This window comes from Providencia sp. PROV209 (assembly GCF_028479485.1).
Lineage (GTDB): Bacteria > Pseudomonadota > Gammaproteobacteria > Enterobacterales > Enterobacteriaceae > Providencia > Providencia alcalifaciens.
Genome location: NZ_JAMPNR010000013.1, coordinates 155,670 through 174,083 on the forward strand (window position 1 = coordinate 155,670; position 18,414 = coordinate 174,083).

General features: G+C 42.4%; 20 protein-coding genes. 15 read left to right on the forward strand and 5 right to left on the reverse strand.

Going from position 1 to position 18,414, the window contains the following annotated elements; translation table 11 throughout:
• Nucleotides 1-32 precede the first annotated feature (32 nt).
• From sstT to PR795_RS10545, 3 genes are all read right to left on the reverse strand, one after another.
• Complete coding sequence (gene sstT / locus PR795_RS10535) at nt 33-1,289, reverse strand: serine/threonine transporter SstT (protein WP_036959973.1); 1,257 nt, start codon at nt 1,287-1,289, stop codon at nt 33-35.
• A 281-nt stretch (nt 1,290-1,570) separates the two neighbouring features.
• Nucleotides 1,571-2,440: a hypothetical protein gene (locus tag PR795_RS10540; protein ID WP_272516830.1), complete on the reverse strand. Its 870-nt coding sequence runs from the start codon at nt 2,438-2,440 to the stop codon at nt 1,571-1,573.
• A gap of 102 nt (nt 2,441-2,542) precedes the next feature.
• Nucleotides 2,543-3,514 carry a TerC family protein gene (locus tag PR795_RS10545; protein ID WP_006662925.1) on the reverse strand — a complete coding sequence of 324 codons (972 nt, stop codon included), beginning with the start codon at nt 3,512-3,514 and terminating at the stop codon, nt 2,543-2,545.
• Nucleotides 3,515-4,123: 609 nt separating this feature from the next.
• Here PR795_RS10545 and PR795_RS10550 point away from each other — a divergent pair.
• From PR795_RS10550 to PR795_RS10570, 5 genes are all read left to right on the forward strand, one after another.
• Nucleotides 4,124-4,783, forward strand: a complete 660-nt coding sequence (locus PR795_RS10550; protein ID WP_006659142.1) for a DedA family protein — start codon at nt 4,124-4,126, stop codon at nt 4,781-4,783.
• 162 nt (nt 4,784-4,945) lie between these two features.
• On the forward strand, nt 4,946-5,251 hold the full coding sequence (locus PR795_RS10555) for a DUF883 family protein (protein WP_006659141.1): 306 nt from the start codon (nt 4,946-4,948) through the stop codon (nt 5,249-5,251).
• A 9-nt stretch (nt 5,252-5,260) separates the two neighbouring features.
• Entirely contained in the window at nt 5,261-5,668 is a 408-nt protein-coding gene (locus tag PR795_RS10560; RefSeq protein ID WP_006659140.1) for a phage holin family protein, read from the forward strand.
• On the forward strand, nt 5,652-5,957 hold the full coding sequence (locus PR795_RS10565; RefSeq protein WP_006662924.1) for a YqjK-like family protein: 306 nt from the start codon (nt 5,652-5,654) through the stop codon (nt 5,955-5,957). The genes PR795_RS10560 and PR795_RS10565 overlap by 17 nt, the downstream gene beginning before the upstream one ends.
• A gap of 263 nt (nt 5,958-6,220) precedes the next feature.
• Nucleotides 6,221-6,616: a DoxX family protein gene (locus tag PR795_RS10570; RefSeq protein WP_006659138.1), complete on the forward strand. Its 396-nt coding sequence runs from the start codon at nt 6,221-6,223 to the stop codon at nt 6,614-6,616.
• A gap of 338 nt (nt 6,617-6,954) precedes the next feature.
• Here PR795_RS10570 and PR795_RS10575 read toward each other — a convergent pair whose 3' ends face one another.
• The gene (locus PR795_RS10575) at nt 6,955-7,848 is read right to left on the reverse strand and encodes a LysR family transcriptional regulator (protein ID WP_006659137.1); all 894 of its coding nucleotides are present in this window, start codon (nt 7,846-7,848) and stop codon (nt 6,955-6,957) included.
• Between the two features lie 122 nt (nt 7,849-7,970).
• Here PR795_RS10575 and PR795_RS10580 point away from each other — a divergent pair, with 122 nt between their 5' ends.
• The 10 genes from PR795_RS10580 to dagF all read left to right on the forward strand — a co-directional run bounded on the left by PR795_RS10580 (nt 7,971) and on the right by dagF (nt 16,965).
• Nucleotides 7,971-8,678 (forward strand): pirin family protein, encoded by a 708-nt coding sequence (locus PR795_RS10580; protein ID WP_006659136.1) that lies wholly within the window; start codon nt 7,971-7,973, stop codon nt 8,676-8,678.
• Nucleotides 8,679-8,866: 188 nt separating this feature from the next.
• Nucleotides 8,867-10,804: a BglG family transcription antiterminator gene (locus tag PR795_RS10585; protein WP_006659135.1), complete on the forward strand. Its 1,938-nt coding sequence runs from the start codon at nt 8,867-8,869 to the stop codon at nt 10,802-10,804.
• 481 nt (nt 10,805-11,285) lie between these two features.
• A complete protein-coding gene (locus PR795_RS10590; protein WP_006659134.1) occupies nt 11,286-11,624 on the forward strand; it encodes a transcriptional antiterminator in 339 nt (112 codons plus the stop codon).
• 32 nt (nt 11,625-11,656) lie between these two features.
• Nucleotides 11,657-12,022, forward strand: a complete 366-nt coding sequence (locus PR795_RS10595; protein WP_006659133.1) for an SFCGS family glycine-rich protein — start codon at nt 11,657-11,659, stop codon at nt 12,020-12,022.
• A complete protein-coding gene (locus PR795_RS10600; RefSeq protein WP_006659132.1) occupies nt 12,022-12,318 on the forward strand; it encodes a DUF4312 family protein in 297 nt (98 codons plus the stop codon). The genes PR795_RS10595 and PR795_RS10600 overlap by 1 nt, the downstream gene beginning before the upstream one ends.
• 26 nt (nt 12,319-12,344) lie before the next feature.
• Nucleotides 12,345-13,136: a DUF4311 domain-containing protein gene (locus PR795_RS10605; protein ID WP_004258184.1), complete on the forward strand. Its 792-nt coding sequence runs from the start codon at nt 12,345-12,347 to the stop codon at nt 13,134-13,136.
• 2 nt (nt 13,137-13,138) lie between these two features.
• Nucleotides 13,139-13,789 carry a DUF4310 family protein gene (locus PR795_RS10610; RefSeq protein WP_006659130.1) on the forward strand — a complete coding sequence of 217 codons (651 nt, stop codon included), beginning with the start codon at nt 13,139-13,141 and terminating at the stop codon, nt 13,787-13,789.
• A gap of 198 nt (nt 13,790-13,987) precedes the next feature.
• A complete protein-coding gene (locus PR795_RS10615) occupies nt 13,988-15,127 on the forward strand; it encodes an amidohydrolase/deacetylase family metallohydrolase (RefSeq protein WP_272516831.1) in 1,140 nt (379 codons plus the stop codon).
• On the forward strand, nt 15,111-16,223 hold the full coding sequence (locus PR795_RS10620; protein ID WP_272516832.1) for a DgaE family pyridoxal phosphate-dependent ammonia lyase: 1,113 nt from the start codon (nt 15,111-15,113) through the stop codon (nt 16,221-16,223). The genes PR795_RS10615 and PR795_RS10620 overlap by 17 nt, the downstream gene beginning before the upstream one ends.
• Before the next feature lies 1 nt (nt 16,224).
• Nucleotides 16,225-16,965 (forward strand): 2-dehydro-3-deoxy-phosphogluconate aldolase, encoded by a 741-nt coding sequence (gene dagF, locus PR795_RS10625; protein WP_006662920.1) that lies wholly within the window; start codon nt 16,225-16,227, stop codon nt 16,963-16,965.
• Nucleotides 16,966-17,091: 126 nt separating this feature from the next.
• On the opposite strand, the gene PR795_RS10630 is transcribed toward dagF, so the two are convergent.
• Nucleotides 17,092-18,183 (reverse strand): 4Fe-4S binding protein, encoded by a 1,092-nt coding sequence (locus PR795_RS10630; RefSeq protein WP_154629479.1) that lies wholly within the window; start codon nt 18,181-18,183, stop codon nt 17,092-17,094.
• Between the last annotated feature and the right edge of the window lie 231 nt (nt 18,184-18,414).

Genomic DNA, 18,414 nt, shown 5'->3' on the forward strand with positions numbered 1-18,414 from the left:
TCAGCGGGTTTTCTTTTTAATCGACAACAAACTTAATCTTGAGTTTGGGATAACTCAGCGTCGTCCTGCGCCAGTCTATCATCTTCCGATAAACACACTGCCGCAGTGAATAACACGTCAGTTGAGGAATTCAATGCGGTTTCTGCGGAATCTTGCAGAACACCAATCATCACACCCACGGCAACTACTTGCATCGCCACTTCATTAGAAATACCAAACATATTACACGCCAGCGGGATCAGCAGTAATGACCCACCCGCAACACCTGATGCTCCACACGCACACACCGCAGCCACCACACTTAATAACAGCGCAGTAGGAATATCAACAGGAATGCCCAGTGTATGTACAGCGGCCAGCGTCAACACCGTAATAGTAACCGCTGCGCCACCCATGTTAATTGTTGCCCCTAATGGGATAGAGACAGAATACGTATCTTCATGCAAATTCATTCGGCGGCACATGCCCATATTCACAGGGATGTTCGCTGCGGAACTACGGGTAAAGAACGCCGTCACGCCACTTTCACGTAAACAAGCAAAGACTAATGGATATGGGTTACGTCTGATTTTCCAATAAACAATCAATGGGTTAACCACTAATGCCACGATAATCATACAGCCCAGTAATACTGCGAGTACGTGGAAATAGCCTTTTAACGTTTCAAAACCTGTGGTGGCGATAGTTGAAGACACTAAGCCGAAAATACCTAATGGCGCTAAGCGAATAACCACACGAACCAGTTGAGTCACGCTTAAAGAGAAGTCGTGGATCATCGTTTTGGTCGATTCATTCGCATGACGCAGTGCAATACCTAAACCAATCGCCCATGCTAAGATGCCGATATAGTTACCTTTGATTAACGCATCAACAGGGTTAGCAAAGATATTAATTAATAAACCCTTTAAAACTTCAGCAATGTTCCCCGGAGGAGTCAGTTGAGTGTCCCCCATAGCTAAAATCAAGTTTGATGGGAACATAAACGAACCGATTACCGCAACAACCGCCGCGAAAAAAGTTCCTAAAATATACAGCACGAGAATGGGACGAATACTGGTTTTTTGCCCTTGGCGATGGTTAGCTATCGATGCCATGACTAACACCCAAACCAACACCGGTGCAACCGCTTTTAATGCGCTCACAAACAAGTCACCCAATAAGCCAACATTTTTTGCTGCGGATGGCCATAACCATGCCAATAAGATACCCGCAATCAAGCCCACTAGGATTTGTTTGACCAAACTACCTTGACTAATTACTCGCCATAACCCTGTTTTATTTGTATCCATAATAGACCTTTATGATTTATCTTTTTTAGGAATTAAATGTGTTTGCCGAGCCAGTATAAGGAATATTAATCTCCTGAAAAGGCTATTATTCAAAATATACACAATGATTGAGCATGATTAACATTAATTTTACATATCTGTGATCACAATAGAATTTTGTTTCTTATAGTAAACACAGAGCATTAAAAATGATTTAGTCTTTTCAGTCAGTTAAAATAAAAAACACCTTAGAGGCTCTCTAAGGTGTTTTCCTAAATTTCATAAAATCTTGCTAATAAGATTTAACCTTTGGTCAAATAGTCACCAAAATAATGCACTGCTTTTTCTTCATCTATTTTCAAACTGCCTTTCCATCCCGCCCAAGGCATCTCCATATCAGAACGCCCTTTTGTATTATTAAGCTGATTTTCTGCGCCAGTAATATCACCGAAGTCATGCCAACTATCGAGAGACAGTGAAATAAAAGTATTAGGAATAACGCCAATCAATGCGAGTGAATGTAATATGCCTCGCAATGTATATTTATCGCCTTTAACTATTTTTGCCTGAGATAAACGCTTTTCAAATTTCCCAGGAGTCTCATCTTCAGGTGCATTACGTAATAAATCTAACAGCTGGTTAAAGACTTTCTTATCGTCATCGGTGGGTTTAATCGCCTCTACCTTCATTAAATGTCGGAGATTTAAATACGCATAGCTCGGATTTCCTGTATAGGAATTTCCGTAATATAAACAGTATTGGAAGTAGCTATCATTAATATAAATACGTTTGTTATAGCCACTACAGATCCAGCAACACGCATATTGCGGTTTTTCTACATATACGTGATCCGGTAAAACGTTCAGTTTATGGTAAGCACCTAAAACTGAACGTCCTCGCAAATAACTTCCGCCCACATCCGCAACAAAAGCATCCAAGCAACGTTGGCGAGTCAGTACACTTACTTGCTTTAGGCTGTGCAGCTTATTAACCATATCTTGATGACCTGCAAACTCTTCAATTGTATTAGCTTGCCACTGAAAATCCTCTAATACATTACGCTCTTTATCAGATAAACAATCTACCGAATAAATAGAAACGGCTCGTTCTCCGTCATATTGGCTATTTTCATATTTATAGAGTTTCCGCAAAACCCGCATGATTTGCTGCACAGAGCATCCTTTTATTCGTTGCACAATCAATAAATCATTAGATATAAAAAAGCTCCCAAAGTCATGGCTAACTTATGGGAGCTTTTCAATTTAAGAAAAAGATTATTCGTTAATTAGTTTTTTCGCTTCATTGCGCTTATTCACAATAGTATTAATCACTAAAGTCAGAACTAAAATCGCAGCAACGGTACCTAACGAAACCGCAGTTGGGATATGGAAAATATCCATCAACAGCATTTTCACACCGATAAAGCTTAAAATCACAGCCAAACCATACTTCAGCATTGAGAACTTCTCAGCAACGCCAGCTAATAAGAAGTACATGGCGCGTAACCCTAGAATCGCAAACAGGTTAGAGGTTAATACGATAAACGGGTCAGTGGTCACAGCAAAGATAGCTGGAATACTGTCTACCGCAAAGATAACATCGCTGATTTCCACTAAGATCAGAACCAAAATTAATGGTGTAGCAAATAGTAATCCATTCTTTTTAATAAAGAACTTTTCACCATGCAGCTCATCAGTCATACGTAAATGTGAACGTACCCATTTTACTAACGGTTTTTCATTTATGGGTGAATCATCTTCTTTAGCGAACGCCATTTTGATTCCCGTAAACAGCAAGAATGCGCCGAAAACATACAGGATCCAACTAAATTGAGTGACTAACCAGCTACCCGCAAAAATCATAATGGTACGTAAAACGATAGCCCCAAGCACACCATAAACTAGCACACGACGCTGTAAGTTTGCTGGAATAGCAAAGTAACCAAATAGCATTAACCAGACAAACACGTTATCAACAGCAAGCGCTTTTTCTAAGAGATAACCCGTGAGGAATGCCATAGTTTGCGTGTTAGCGACTTCAGGTCCAACGGTATCATTAAAGTACCACCAGAGACCGCCCGCAAAAATCAGTGATAGCGTAACCCACAAGATGCTCCAGCCCGCAGCTTGTTTCATCGACATCGCCTGACCTTTATGTTTTCCTTGCCAAAACATATCGATGAGTAACATCACGAGTATCATGACAGCAAAGCTGCCCCATAAAACTGGATTACCGACAGAGTTCATTTAGATTCCTTAAAAACAAAAAACGGCTGATATCCAGAAGACATCAGCCGCTTAAACTGTTTTCACCTTATGTTATCACTACACGGTTGTAAACAATGAGCAAACCTCGCCTTCTGGCAAGGTCTCACTTACAACACAGATAACCTAAGATAAGGAAATTGTGGTGCTCGGTTACCGGGTGCAATGTGTGCACCGTAATGACGATAATCCGACAGAAGAAGTTACTCCCCTTTGCTATGCGCCTACAATAAGGTAATTAGTCTTAAAAAGCAATGATTAGCTATCAATATGTTCGTGAGATTTTTTAATTCACTAAACGTAAATTTACTGCCAAATAATGAGGTTTGAGCGCCACATCCAGTGCCATTCACGCTTTTAATGAAGCGAAACAGCGCATCACAGAGATGCGTAAATGTAAAAATCAGCCGTAATTTAAATAAATCCTAAAAATAAGCTCAAAATTTACTGTTTAGTTATTTTCTGTTTTGTTAAAGTGGACGGGTTTTACACTAACAGCCCGAAGAAACAGCGTTTTCCTTCCGGCATTTACTTAATCCATTTCTGCCCAACAACATGTTTGTTGCTGTTATTGCCGTTTAGGAAACATTAATGGAATTAGTTAGAGAACTTTTTTTCGCCCTTTGGCATCAAGATTACGAAACCTTATCCAACCCATCGTTGATATGGTCCATTTATTTCATGCTGTTCATGATCCTTTTATTGGAGAACGGCGTGCTTCCTGCCGCATTCTTACCTGGTGATAGCTTACTGATCCTTGTTGGTGTCCTCATCGCAAAAGATGCGCTTAGCTATCCGTTAACGTTAGTCATTTTAACCGCTGGAGCCAGTATTGGTTGCTGGGTGGGTTATATTCAAGGGCGTTGGCTGGGTAACACTGCAATTGTCAAAGGTTGGTTATCACACCTTCCCGAACACTATCACCAACGGGCTCATGGGTTATTCCATCGCCATGGCTTAGCCGCCTTACTGATTGGTCGATTTCTTGCATTTGTTCGAACCCTATTACCCACCATTGCAGGTCTTGCAGGCTTGCAAAACGGGCGTTTTCAAGTGTTCAACTGGTTGAGTGGATTCCTCTGGGTATTTATTTTAACCGCTATCGGCTATGGATTCGGTAAAAGCCCTATTTTCCAGCAATACGAGCATCAAATTATGAACGTTCTGATGCTAATTCCTGTTGGTCTACTCATTTTGGGTCTTATCGGTAGCATCGGTGTTGTCATTAAGAAAAAATTTACGCGTAAATAGATAACTGTTTCTCAATTAAATCAATAGCGGGAGTAACTCACTATTCCCGCTTCTCGCCTTTATCAATTCTCAATCTATTCTAATTAGTGATTGCACTTAAGCTAAAAAAAGCTATTGTAGTAGTATTCAAACGATCTTTTTCTATTGATAGGAGGTTCTACTATGTCATCCAATCATTCTTCTGAAGATCTACGTGCTGAACTTAAATCACTCGCAGACTCTCTCGAATCCATTCTGAATAGTACTCAAGATAAATCAAAAGAAGAGATTGAAAGTTTAAAGGCTAAAGCCCGTGAAGCTCTCTCCTCTTCGAAAGCAAAACTTGGTCAAGCAAGTGATAAAATCACTGAGCAAACCAAAGAAATTGCAGGTCAAGCTGATTGCTATGTACGTGAAAATCCATGGAAAAGTGTAGGCATTGGCGCAGCAGTCGGTGTGGTTTTAGGCATGCTGCTCACGAAACGCTAATCACCGCTTATGGAACAATCACCACGTCAAGGACCCGCTAAGCGGGTTCTAGATTCACTGCAAAGAATTACGGGTATCGCCGTGAATATGGTAGAAACCCGTATTCAACTTATTGCGGTGGAATTAGAAGAAGAGAAACTCAACCTTGTTCAATTATTATTATTAGCAGGGCTGACTCTCTTATTTTCTGCATTTGGTCTGATGTGCCTTATTGGGCTTATCTTCTGGTCTGTTGATCCCATTTATCGTTATCAAGCTTTCGCGATCACCACCGGTACTTTGATTTTACTTGCTATTATTTTTGCTATTTGGACATTAAAAAAAGCGAAACAATCCACACTATTAACTGCAACACGTGAACAGCTTCGTAATGATGCCAAAGCACTTGCAGGAACAGATAATGATGAGCAAAAGTAAACGCCAATTACTTGCAGAGAGAAAACAACGTTTAGTTGCTGATATCGAGCAGCAACGCATTATGCTATCCGCAAGCAAAGAAGAGTGGCTACAAGCGACTGCCCCTTATGACCGAGCATGGCAAACCATCATGACCTTTCGCCCAATCTTTATTGCCGCGACGGGTCTTATCTCTATATTGACGTTAAAACACCCCAACCGATTTATTTCCCTCAGTAAGAAAGCGATTGCAGCATGGGGCTTAGTCCGCACGCTGAGAAATAGCCTAAATAGCGCCAATCAAAAGTAACCTATCTCACTAAGATAAAAATAGTCTTTACCCGTCAATTAGATAGATAAGCCCTCCCTTTTTCATTTTTTTTCACACCCAATTACACATATTCAATTTTTTTGTCTATCTTTGTTAATAAGCTTAGCTTTTTATTGAATGAGCTAAGTAATAAGATACGCACATCCAAGATTTCTAGCCTTTTCGTGCTGAAACTTAGCTTACAACGCGATAGACATCGCACTTTATTTATATTTAATGACCGTTTTATCTGGAGAGACTCAATGAAAAATTTAGAAAGTGGAGCTATTTTATTAGCACGTATTATGATGCCAGTTCTGTTTATCGTCGCAGGTTACGGTAAATTAGGTGGTGCTTATGAAGGCACTCAGCAATATATGCAAGCCATGGGCGTCCCAGGCTTTTTACTGCCATTGACTATTTTACTTGAGTTAGGTGGTGGCTTAGCGGTGTTATTTGGTCTGTTAACACGTACAACCGCTATTTTTACAGCAGTATTCACATTCTTAACTGCGATGCTGTTCCATACGAATTTCAGCGTTGAGCCAAACAGCTTAATGTTCATGAAAAATATGACCATTGCAGGTGGCTACATTCTGTTGGCTGTTACTGGTCCAGGTAAATTCAGTATCGACCATTTATTAAATAAAAAATGGTAATTAGACCCAACTTCCTCGCCTATACCTACCTATAGGCAGGGAGTCAGCAGTATCTTTATGTCAGAAGTACCCTCAAGTCCAACATCCTTATCCATAAGTTAAATGCCTTTGCACCTCTTGTCCGAGGTGCTTTTTTTTGCTTTTATCTCTACTTTCTTATTTATTCTCTTTTTCGCTTTTCGCTTAAAAAAAGAATTCAAGAATAGGTCACGAGTGATCTCTAAATAATTCGAGTTGTAGCAAGGCGGCAAGTGAAGTTATCCCTAGGAGCATACATAAGTATGTGACTAGGGTAACTTTATGAAGCCAACACAGCTACAGCTTGAAGTATGACGAGATCAAGATCTAAATAATTTGGGAATTTCTCGGAGGCACCACGACTTAGCCTCCCCCATGCTATCGCGTCGCCACGCCATAATCATATTCGACTCATGACTAAATTCTGCCGCTACAACTTTCAGGCGCCCTTCCTTAATATCTTGCTCCACCAGCGGATATGGCATTGTTGCCACCCCTAGTCCTGCAATCAGCGCTTTACGTTTGTCTTCAATGCTCGATACCGTCAACCGTTGTTGTTTATCTAGCAATTGCACTGTGATCACCGGACGTTCGCGCGCCGTATCTGCCACCGCTATTCCACGGTATTTCACTCGAGTGGTTTCAGACAATGGCTCTGGCTCTTTATGAATCGGATGCGAAGGGCTCGCGACATAAATATGATTCAGGGTATATAACACTTTGGAGTTAATTTCCGAGGATGAGCGGAAATGCATATCGGGGGCAATCACAATATCCGCACGCCCAGATTCGAGCCGCTCCCATGCCCCGGCTAATACCTCCGTGATTAAAGAGAGCTGAGTGTCGGATTTTTCAGCCAGTTTATCGACCAATGGAAATAGCGATTCAGCCGGAACCAGCGCTTCACACACAATGGTCAGATGCGTTTCCCAACCTTTCGCTAATGCCTCTGCATCGGATGTCAGTTTATCTGCTGCTTCAAGTAACACTCGACCACGCTCTAATAGCATGCGCCCGACATTGGTAAACTTTGTTCGATGTCCTGAACGGTCAAACAAAATGACATCCAGTTCCTCTTCTAACTTCTGCATGGTATAGCTTAATGCTGAAGGCACACGACCTAATTCCTCTGCCGCTGCTGCGAAACTGCCACGCCGATCGATTGCATCCATCACCCTTAACGACTCAAGTGTTAATGCTCTCTCTTTGCTCATGATGTATCTCTTTCAGGAAATTTGAATAATGGAAACAGATTAACTGGCTAACAATTCAACGTCCAGATATTTATTATAACAATATATTACTGGCTATATATTTTGAGTGAGGGTTAACCATTATGATGAATTTGAGATCAGTTAACCATTGTGGGAAAGCAGACTACGGTTGGTTACAAGCTCGCTATACCTTTTCGTTTGGACACTATTTTGATCCAGACTTAATGGGATTCAAAACGTTGAAAGTGCTAAATCAAGAAGTGCTTGCGCCCAATAGCGCGTTTCAACCAAGAGTTTATCCTCACGTTGATATTGTGAATATTATCCTGCAAGGACAAGCTGAATACCGTGATAATTTAGGCAACACCGTCAGCGCAAAAGCGGGAGAATGTGTGAGTTTCTCTCCTCGCCCTGACCTCAGTTACAGTGAGCATAATATCAGTGAGACGACGCCATTAACACGGCTTCAACTGTGGTTAAATGCCTGTCCTCAGCAGGAATCTATGCCACCACAAAAATTGATGTTAGCGGAGAAAGATTCCAAACTGATTGCTTCACCAGAGGGAGATGAAGATAGCTTACAGCTTCGCCAAAAAATTTGGATAAGCCAGATTTATCTTGAACCTCATGAATCAAAAACTATCCTATTACGGGGTAAAAACGCCTATTTGCAATCTATTCATGGCGGTTTACTGGTAAAAGGAAAAGAGGGGCAATCTCTTTCGATGAATTGCAATGATGGGCTGTTTATTCAGGATGAAAATATTCTGACCTTTACCGCTGAGAAACCATTTAGAGGTTTATTGATCGACTTGGGAGAGTCCCTTTAAGGAATTTTTAGGCAGGAAAAAGAGAGTTTATGACTAAAATGGTCCAAAATTTGCGAATAGATTCGCAAAATTCATCATTTATATTTCCGCTATCCTAATATCACTGTGATAGAGTCCAGCCATAAGAGAGTTAAAAGACCATCCGTTTTCTAACTCCGAACTTTATTTTTGATTTTAAAGGGGTTCTTGTGGCTTTGTTCATTTTGCAGCGACACAATCAAATTTTCTCTCGGATCCTCAATGAGGTTGTCCCTCAAGATGAATTAGCGAAAAACTTTTCGGTTTCTACACGGACCATTCGTTCTGATATCAATGAAATCAACGAATTAATTAAAGATTATAGTGCCCATATTGTGTATGAGCGCGGTCGTGGCTATCAATTAAAAATCGAAAATGCAGAGGCTTTTGCCGCCTTTACCAAGCAAAATGATAAACATGGTCAGATCCCCCGTACGAGCAAAGAGCGCATTGATGCGCTCTTACTCAAGCTCTTAATGCTATCACTCCCCGTCAAGCTCGATGATATCGCAGAAGAGTGGTTTGTCAGCCGCAGCACTATCCAACAAGATATGGGCGCAGTAAGAGAACATCTTCACCGCTATCAGGTTCAACTGGAAAGTATTCCACACCAAGGAATTCGTCTCAATGGAAGTGAGTGGGCAATTAGGGCCTGCATGACTGAAGCATTATGGCGGCAATTCAGCGAACAAATCACCCCCGATCTCGCGACCTTCTATCCTGAAAGTCTTGATAATCTGGATTTAACCTACATTAATAAAGTGGTTCATAACAGTTTGAATCGCTTTGATATCCGCATCAGCAATGAGGGTCATCTTTACCTTGTCTTTAACTGTGCAGTGACTATTTTGCGCATTACCCGAGGTCATGAACTCAATAGCAGCGTGAAAAATGAAGAATCCGAAGAGGTCATCAACCAAGCCTGCGATGAAATTTCCAAAGGGCTGATTTATTTTCTGGGTAATGATTTATCTTCCGCTGAGCTGAGTTTTTTACATGATCAAATTATCGCGCAGCGCATCAGTAACCAACATACATCTTCGCAGAAACACAGCCAGCACAACGAACTATCTGAGTATATTTTAAATTATATCAATGACTTGTATAACTACGATCTGCGTAATGATGAAAAGCTGAAAAAAGATTTAAATACCCACCTTGCCGCCTTAATTACTCGGCTCCAATACCATATATCTACCCCAAATCCGCTCCTGTCAGATATCAAGCAGTATTATCCGTTTGCCTATGATGTCACGTTGAGTGCGTTAACCAGTGCAAGCAAACAGTTGCTTCCACACCCAATCAATGAAGATGAGTTGGGCTACTTGGCGGTGCATATCGGCGTTAGTCTTGAACGCAATTATGGGGCAGGATCTGCACGCCAAACGGAAGTGCTCGTAGTGACCGATGCGGGTAACTCCACATTTCGTGTTGTGGAATCTAAAATCATGCGGGAATTTCCGCAGCTGAAATTTAGCCGTGGACTCACCTTGCAAGAGTACGAATCTCTGGATGAGATAACGGAAGACTTTGTGATCACCACCGTACGGATTTCCGAGAAAAATAAACCCGTTATTAAAATTGCCCCCTTTCCAACCCCCTACCAGCTCGAACAAGTGGGTCGCTTAGCGATGGTGGATCAGACCCGTCCCTATATTATTGAGCGCTTCTTCGATGAACGTTTCTTTATGGTTATCAATGAAAAAATTAGCCAAGAAGAGTTATTCCAAACGGTCTGCCATAAATTACAACAAGACGGCTATGTCACTGCCGATTTTTATCCGTCATTGCAGGAGCGAGAATCCATTGTCTCTACGCTACTCGGGGAAGGCATTGCGCTACCTCACTCCTTAGGGTTACTCGCCAATAAAACGGTTGTGACAACCATCCTTGCCCCAAAAGGCATCGAGTGGAACAAAGAAACCAAAGAAAACGCCTATGTCATTTTCTTACTGGCAATCAGTAAAACGGACTATGAAGAAGCCATGGCAATTTATGACCTATTTGTTACTTTCGTCAAAGAAAAAACAACACGACGCCTCATTAATGTTAAAAACTTCAATGAGTTCCAAGCGATAGCCAAAGACAGCCTGGCTCGAATTGTGTGATTTCAATGAGTTTCCACTTCCTTGCGGAAAAAGGGAAGTGGGCACTGTTTACGTGATCCTAACCACAACTCCATCAAATGATTTTTAGTCTAATTCATCCATTTCATGCATAAAATAGGTAAGTGGAAGTGAAAATTTCCACTCTACGTATGTTTCCATTTATTCATTTCCACTTTTATTACACCCTCCAAACATCATTTCCAGATTTCAAAAAATCAATCTAATTTATTGAATTTAAATATCTTTAATCTTTTAATCATAATTAGCCCCTACTTTTTGTCCCTCATAATGCATAACATTTTCCAGTTAACTTCCTTTTAGACCAAAAAATAGCCTCAAATCGTCCGTTTATGCTTCCGAATTATTTCCACTTAGAACTGGAAATTCCCTGTCTGCAAAAACAATAAAGAAGCGACTAAGGTATTAGCATGAATAAATGAAGTTACATGATTTGAAATATTATCTTGGATTTTAAATAGTTATGAATGAATCAGTTGTAGTTTTCAAAATGTTAGAGGACGACCTTGATGTTCAACAGGTCACACACAAACTGCTAGCAGTGATTACTGACTGGCTCAAACAGGAGGGTTGCTACACCACAGATGTACAGCAGCAGATGTTGGAGTCTCATCTACGTGCCATGGTTGATAGAGCCAAAACTGGCGAAGCCTTACCGGAAGTGGATATTAGCTTGTTTGATGAAATCTCGGCACATTCGATTGCATTAGCACAACGAGTCGTCGATACACTTCCGGGACTTGCACCAGAAGAGACTTACTTGCTTTCAGTCCACTTTGAAGTTGCCCGTTCTAATGATTAATTTTTAGCATTAAATTTTTTGGAGAATATTTTATGAAACAGATAGTTATTGTTATTGGCGATCGTTTAGGTAAAGGGCAAAAAGTGGCTGCTGGCGTTGAAACCGCGGGTGGAAAAGCCATTGTCGTACCCGGCGTCGCTGCCGATATGAAACTCGGGGATGTGATGAACCAAGAGCAAGCAGACCTGGGCATTTCATTCTGTGGAAGCGGTGGCGCAGGCGCTATCACCGCTCAAACTAAATATGGCTATAAAGCACGTTATGGTATGCGTTCGATTGAAGAAGGAGAAACCGCAATTGCAGAGGGCTGCAATGTATTAGGTTTCGGTTTTATGGACAAGGAAGAGTTAGGCGAGCGCTTAGTCAAAGCTTTTAATAAAAAATACGGCAACGCTTAATGAAAAAATCTATCGAAACGACAGTACGGGTGACAGGGCAAGGCGACACAAAGCAAAAAGCGATTGCTGACGCCTTAAATTCGATTCAAAAAACCGTACTTAAGAACAGTACCGACATCATTCTGCGGATAGAACCCAAGGATGTTGAGGTTGTTAGTGCTCACTCTCATTCGCGGACAGAAAAGTTTCTTTTTCTCTTTTTGCCACGCAAACGTGAACATTTCCGAGTTGTTCTCGACGTTTCGCTGGATGTTACCTTACTTTCTGTCAACGAAATTCCATTTACAGAACAATAAAAGCAATCAGGTCTGGAGTAAATTCCATGAGTGAAACTGCATCTTTCTTAGAAATATTGGGCATGTCCCTCATTATCGGCGGTCTCTGCGGCTTTGGTTTAGGCGCAGGGGCGGCACGTATGTTCCACGCGCCAACCGTTCAAGGTATGGGCGCATTCCGTACCCTTGGTGAGTTAAACGCGTGTGAGGGCGACCCTGCATCACACTTCTCATTCGGCTTAGGATTCTTCTTCAACGCATGGGCATCATCGGTCGCTGCGGGTGCCTTCACCCAAGACGTTGATCACCGCATCATCCCTAACTGGGGTGCTGCTGCTCTATTAACTAAAAACCGTAGTGTGGCAGATACCCTGCATAACCCGAAAAAAATGGCGATTGCCTGTGCCATTATCGGGGCATTGGTGGTCGCCTTCTTAAATACCACGGCGTCCGCAGTACCCGCCGCGCTACAAACCACCGCGATCAACGTACTGGTTCCGGCTGCTAACTTACTGGTTAACACCGTGATGCCCGTGATTTTCTGGTTAGCCGCGATGGACGCAGGTCGTCGTTCCGGTTTCTGGGCAACCTTATTTGGTGGTTGCGCCCAATTAATCATGGGTAACGCTATCCCAGGTTTAGTGTTAGGGATCTTGATTGGTAAAGGCGTGGATGACAATGGCTGGAACCGTATCACTCGTACCATGATGATCACCGTTGTTCTGCTGTTCGTTCTCAGTGGCTTCTTCCGCGAGTTTGACCTGAAGATGATCACCTCTTTCAACTTAGACAAACCACTGTGGCTTGAATATGTCCACGGACTGCTGAGCGGGAAATAATCATGACAACTGAAATTAATAAACAAGACTTTTGGTACGCGGAATGGTCTTTCCCTATCTTTGTTGGCTTGTTATCTGCTGGGATCTTCGCAGGTACGCACATGTATGTGGTGTACGGCTTCGGTGCTTTTAACGAAGTGGCTTTTGTCGCCATGTTACGCGCCGGGCTAGATACTGGAGTTTACGGGGCGGTTGCCGCCTTTGGTGCCAGTTTCCTGTTTGCTCGGATCATAGAAGGGTCATTAGTGGGGATTTTAGATATCGGTGGTGCACTACAAACCGGTATTGGCTTAGGTGTTCCAGCCCTCTTTTTAGCGGCTGGCTGGGATATCTTAGTCACTAACTTTTGGATCTCCCTGCTCACGGGCTTATTCCTCGGTGTACTTATCGGCTTAATTATTGTTTTTGCTCGTAAGTTTACCATTGCCCAAGCTAACTCCACATTTGGCGCAGACGTCATGATGGGCGCGGGTAACACCTCCGGTCGTTTCTTAGGTCCATTGATTATATTGGCAGCGATGGCGGCATCGATTCCAATTGGTATTGGTGCACTGATTGGCTCACTGATTTTCTATGTATGGCAAAAACCTGTCGCCGGTGGCGCTATCTTAGGCGCGATGTTATTTGGGTATTTCTTCCCACTCGCAGCTTAATAGCATTTAGAACAAATGCGACGGTTTGCATCACTTAGAACAAACACTTGAGCATACTCTAAATAATTCAAGCTGCAACTAGGCGGCAAGCGACGATATCCCTAGGAGCATACATAAGTATGTGACTAGGGTAGCGGAAGAGCAGCCAACAACGCTGCGGTTTGAAGTATGACGAGTATGACTATAAAGAAGGTAATCATGTATTCTCTAATCATCAAACAGGGCAAGCGTATCGATGGTTCAATTATCGATATTCTAATCAAAGACGGAAAAATCGAAGCTGCGGGCCCTGAGCTTTCCCACAATCAGCAAGCTGAGAAAATTATTGATCTTGAAGGAAAGCGGTATGTTAGCGCTGGATGGATAGATTCTCACGCCCACTGTTTTGCAGAGTCACCGATTTACTTCGATGAACCTGATCTCGCCGGTGCTGCTGGCGGTGTCACTTCACTGGTTGATGCGGGCAGTGTGGGAGCTGATGATATTGATCGGTTTTATCGGTTAACCACTCAATCCAAAACAAATGTCTTCTCACTGCTGAATATTTCGCGCATTGGCATTATTGCTCAGAATGAGCTGTCCAATATGGACAATATCGATGATGCGAGTTTCCAAGCCGCACTTGAGCGCCACCCATGCTTTGTGGTTGGTATGAAAGCAAGAATGAGTAAAAGTGTGGTAGGCGAAAATGGTATAGCGCCGCTGATTAAAGCCAAAGAAATGCAGAAGAAACACGCGCTTCCGCTAATGGTACATATTGGAAACAACCCACCTAATATTGATGACGTTGCCGACCTACTCACTCGTGGCGATATCATCACCCACTGTTTTAATGGCAAACCTAATAAAATTTTAGGGGATGATGGCTATCTGAAACCGTCCATTGCCCGAGCATTAGCCCGCGGCGTGATCCTCGATGTCGGTCACGGTGGCGAAAGTTTTAGCTTTAAAGTGGCAGAACAAGCCATGCGTATCGGGACTTACCCCGACATTATTAGTTCCGATATTTATCACCGCAACCGAGTGAATGGTCCCGTGTATAGCCTCGCTTTTGTGATGACTAAATTCCTGTGTATGGGATTCAGCGCGGAACAAGTTTTACGCTGCGTAACCGAAAAAGCCGCTGATTTACTGTCTCTTCCAGCCAAAGGTTATTTAAGACCGGGCTTTGATGCAGACATTACCTTATTTGACCTGAAAGAAGAACCCACTGAGCTGACAGATGCAGAAGGGGAACACCGTATCGGAACACATCGTTTTGTGCCGGTTGCTGCCATCGTCGGTGGAAAACATATTATTCCTGCGCAAGGTGAAACCGAACATGCAATCAATCTATGAAAAATATCAATTAAAACACGTCATCAATGCATCGGGTCGAATGACTATTCTGGGCGTTTCGACTCCGACACCAGAAGTGGTAGAACGCGTCACTTATGGATTGAATCACTATTTTGAAATTAAAGATTTAGTGAACAAAACTGGGGAATACATCGCTCAGCTATTAAATGTTGAGTCGGCTGTCGTCGTTTCCTGTGCATCCGCAGGTATTGCCCAAGCCGTCGCCGCTGTTATTGTTCAAGATGATGATGACCTCCTTTTGAACTTACACTCCTCAAGCAAATCAGTTCCTCGCGAAATTATTCTGCCTAAAGGACATAACGTGAATTTTGGTGCCCCCGTAGACACCATGGTCACCTTAGGCGGCGGTAAAGTCATTGAAGCTGGCTTTGCTAATGAGTGCAGCGCGGCACAACTCGCGGCAAAAATCACCCCCCAAACCGCCGCGATTTTGTATATCAAATCCCACCATACTGTGCAAAAGAGCATGTTAACGGTTGCTGAAGCCGCCAAAGTGGCCCATGCCCACCAGCTTCCGTTGATTGTCGATGCAGCAGCAGAGGAAGACTTAACGACATATTACCAAGCCGGTGCCGACCTCGTTATTTATAGCGGCGCCAAGGCAATTGAAGGTCCGACGAGTGGCTTGGTAATCGGTAAAAAACAGTATGTTGAATGGGTTAAACGCCAATCTCAAGGGATTGGTCGAGCCATGAAAGTGGGTAAAGAAGGTATTCTCGGATTAACGCTAGCTATCGAACAATATCTCACTGCGACCAAAGAAACCGGCGCAGAGATGGTTAGCCGTATGAATAAATTCCTTGACGATTTAAATGGAATTTCAGGAATTTCAGTGCGCATCGTTTGGGATTCCGCTGGACGCGATATCGCCAGAGCCGAGATCAGTTTTGATGAAAAAGCGATTGGCAAAACGACCTATCAAATTATGGCTGATTTAAAGCAAGGCGATACGGCAATTTATTTCCGTGAATATAAAGCGAATGAAGGCAAAGTTGAAGCTGATATTCGTAGCGTTAGCACCGAACAACTCGATGTTATTTCGCAAAAAATTCGTCGATTAGTAGAAGGAATTTAAAATGAAGTTATCACCTAATTTTTACCATGACCGAGTGTGCTTAAACGTCTTAGCAGGGAGTCATCAAAACGCCAAAGATATCTATACCGCTGCGGAAAGCTTTGTGGTTGTTGGCGTGTTATCCAAAAATTACCCTGATCTTGAAAGCGCTATTGCGGATATGAAAATTTACGCCAAAGAAGTGGATAATGCCTTGTCTGTGGGATTAGGCGCGGGCGATCCGAATCAATCCACCATGGTGTCTCTGATTTCAAAAGAAGTTCAACCACAACATGTGAATCAAGTGTTTACGGGAGCCCCCATTAGCCGTGCGTTATTGGGACAAAATGAAACTTTTGTGAATGCGTTGATTTCCCCAACTGGCACTGTTGGTATGGTGAAAATTTCAACGGGACCATTAAGTTCCCAAGCGCCGGATGGCATCGTCCCGATTGAAACAGCCATCATGATGCTCAAAGATATGGGCGCAGATTCTGTGAAGTTCTTTAATATGCAGGGCTTAAAACATATCGAGGAATATAAAGCGATCGCCAAAGCATGTGCCGAGTTTGATTTTTCTTTAGAACCAACGGGCGGTATTGATTTGGATAATTTTGCTGAAATTTTACAGATTGCTCTTGATGCTGGCGTGAAGAAGATTATTCCCCATATTTATAGCTCTATCATCGATAAAGCTACCGGCAATACTCGCCCTGAAGATGTACGCCAGTTATTGCAAATGGTTAAACAAGCCGTTAACTAATACGGCAGCAAGCTGCAAATAAGAAAATAAATCTAAGCGAGAGATTAAAGTCTAGTCCATTACCACAATAAAAAAGCAACAATGCCCCACTCATTTTTCATGCTGTGGGGCATTTTTTATTTTGAATTAATGACTTATCATTTTAGCGTTCGGTATAATGTGAAACCAATAGCTATCGGGTACTGGGCTATCCCAAACGCCCATGTAAACTGCAACACCAATCATCAAAAATAATATGCTGAGCGTCAAAACGGCCATTGACACTCCTGATAATGAACGTTGATGTTTTTGAGTCGGAGTGTGTAGTGAAAAAGTCAATGTTGATGCAACAGGGCATGATTCAACGCATGTCATGCATCCCGTACACTCGACCGTTCTGACCTTAATTAATTGATCAACAGGGATCCGTGATGGGCAATTTTTGGCACATTTCCCACAATCAATACAGCTTTCCGCATTGCGGTGAATTTTAAACGGTGAGAATAAAGAGAATAGCCCCAATAATGCGCCGTAAGGGCATAGATAACGGCACCAAGCATTACGAATAAATAAGCTAATCACCACAAGAACGCAAACAGTGATAAGGGAAGCACTACTAATATAACGAAAGAAATCGAGCATTTTGACATCAATAATGATCCCGTAAGGTGACATCATAAAGTATTGGATCATCTGTGCAGGCATTGATAGCGAGATATAGAGGAAGAAGACTAATAATAGGTATTTTAATCCTCTTAGGGGAATATCGAGCCATTTAGGGACTTTGATTTGAAAACGAAAAAGTTTCTGCCCTATTTTCCCCGTGTATTCCGATATCGTGCCTATTGGACACATCCATGAACAGAATGCTTTTTTCAGTAATAAGCTAATGATAATAAAAGAAGCCAAAAGAAACATCGATGCGGCATGAATTGGCGGTAATCCCCCCATTTCGATAGTGTATTTTAAGTTCATTAATCCCGCGATAGGCAGCCAACCTTCAATACCGCCTGGGCGAGGAAGGTAAAATGTCATTCCTCCGGTTTCGTAATAACGCACCCAATAATAGAACGTGATGCCAATATAAATATTGATCGCCAATAGCGTGATTTGCACAGCTTTCCGCCACGTCGACGCATTACGCCAATCATTCCAAGGGAGTTTTCCGCCAACGGTACCAGAACGACGTGGATATCGTATTGATGTTTTTTTTATCATTTCCGCCCAGCTCTTTAACATGTATTTTAAATACCATTATTGTATTTAAGTCCCCAGCACACATATTGATTTGTATCACTGCCTTGCGATGTTGACGGTGGATATGGCGTATTGATAGGAAAATGTGCAAATGAAAGATAATAAGCTCAGATTTTTTCTAAATAGTTAGTGTAGTAACAAGGCAGCAAAATGAAGACAACGCGGGGAGCATACGCAAGTATGTGACTAGGATTAGTGAGGGTAGCCAACGCC